Origin of the sequence: Polaribacter sp. Z014 (assembly GCF_023555435.1) — a bacterium.
GTDB lineage: Bacteria > Bacteroidota > Bacteroidia > Flavobacteriales > Flavobacteriaceae > Polaribacter.
Window position 1 is genome coordinate 1 of the sequence record NZ_JALCZP010000078.1, and the last position, 1397, is coordinate 1397.

1 protein-coding gene is annotated in these 1397 nt (G+C 25.0%); it reads right to left on the minus strand.

The annotated features are described in order from the left end of the window. Window positions 1–149 precede the first annotated feature (149 nt). Complete coding sequence (locus MPF19_RS18970) at window positions 150–575, minus strand: hypothetical protein (RefSeq protein WP_249989843.1); 426 nt, start codon at window positions 573–575, stop codon at window positions 150–152. Window positions 576–1397 lie beyond the last annotated feature (822 nt).

The window sequence follows — 1397 nt, forward strand, 5'->3', positions numbered from 1 at the left end:
AACGTTGTTGTATAAGCTTTGTTGCGTTGATTAAGCAGTGAATTTACTAAATAAAACACGAACGGCGAAATTCCGGAGGAATTTCCCAAGTGAGCCAAAACCAGCAATAAAGTTTATACGGTGTTGGCAGCAGGTTTTTTCTTTCAACATTATTGGCATTCAATAACCTCTAACCATATTACAGGATATTTTAAAATAGAATCATTTTTTCTTTCATAAATATAAACCTGTTTATATACCTCAGAATTTTCTAAAATCTTTAGTTTTCCATTTTTTTCAGATTTCTTTATGTTTTCATCTATTAATTTGTTCCTATAAATAATTATTTCAGAAAGAGAGTTTATAATTAAATTTTCAATTTCATTTTTTTCCACGTTTATTAATTCAGAGTTTTTATTATACTCAAAATAATTTCCATTAAAATAGAAAGTCGTATTTCCGTTTTTCTCAATTATTTTTCGATTATTTTTACTTATAATTTCATTGTTCAAGTTGAATGATAAATTCGCGATTTTTGTCTTTTGTGAATAACTATTTACCGAATAAGTTAGAAGAATATAAAGTAAAAATTTCATAATTAAATTTTGATTAGTGCGTGAGGTTTTTTTGACTTGCTGCCAACGTTGTTGTGTTATGGAAAGTTGCGTTTTAAGTGAGCGGCTATTTTCCGAAGGAAAATAGGAGTGAGCAAAAAAGCAACAACCTTTAATAAAGCTAAAACTAGCAATTTTTTATACACGGTGTTGTAAAATGCGTATTAAATTCTGCCTCTTAATAACTAGTTCTATATTTTGATGAAATTTACAATATTTTTTTTAAAGTTTCGATAAAAATTCAAATCGTAAAAAATGAGTTTTATAGAATTTTCTAATCTTAAATTATTGATTCAGGTTTTTCATTTCTCTTTTTTTAACGTTTAATTAATTTTTAAAGTTCAATTTTTCAGCTTTCTAAAATCTTTCATTTATTTGATATTCCACAAAGATTTAAATTTTCATTTCAGTTTTTGAAACTCTAAGCTTTTCAGCTTATTATAATTTTCATTTTACTAGAAATTCCGCAACGATTTTAAATTTTCATTTTGGGTTTTAATATTTGATTATATAATAAATTCGAAATTTTTCAGCTTTCTATAATTTTAATTTTATTAGTATTTACACAAAGATTTTAATTCAGTTTTGCTTTATTAGAAATTAGAATTATTCAAATAATTTTCTAAGTATTTTTAGTTTTTCATTTAAAAGTAAAATGCTGTTTTAAAAGAACTGTTGCTTTTTAGTTATGAAATCAACCAGTTTTTTACAACGTTGTTGTGTAATGAAAGTTGCGATTTTTGTGAACGGCTATTTTCCGCAGGAAAATTGTTGTTTGCAAAAATGCAACTGCTTTTAGTTAAG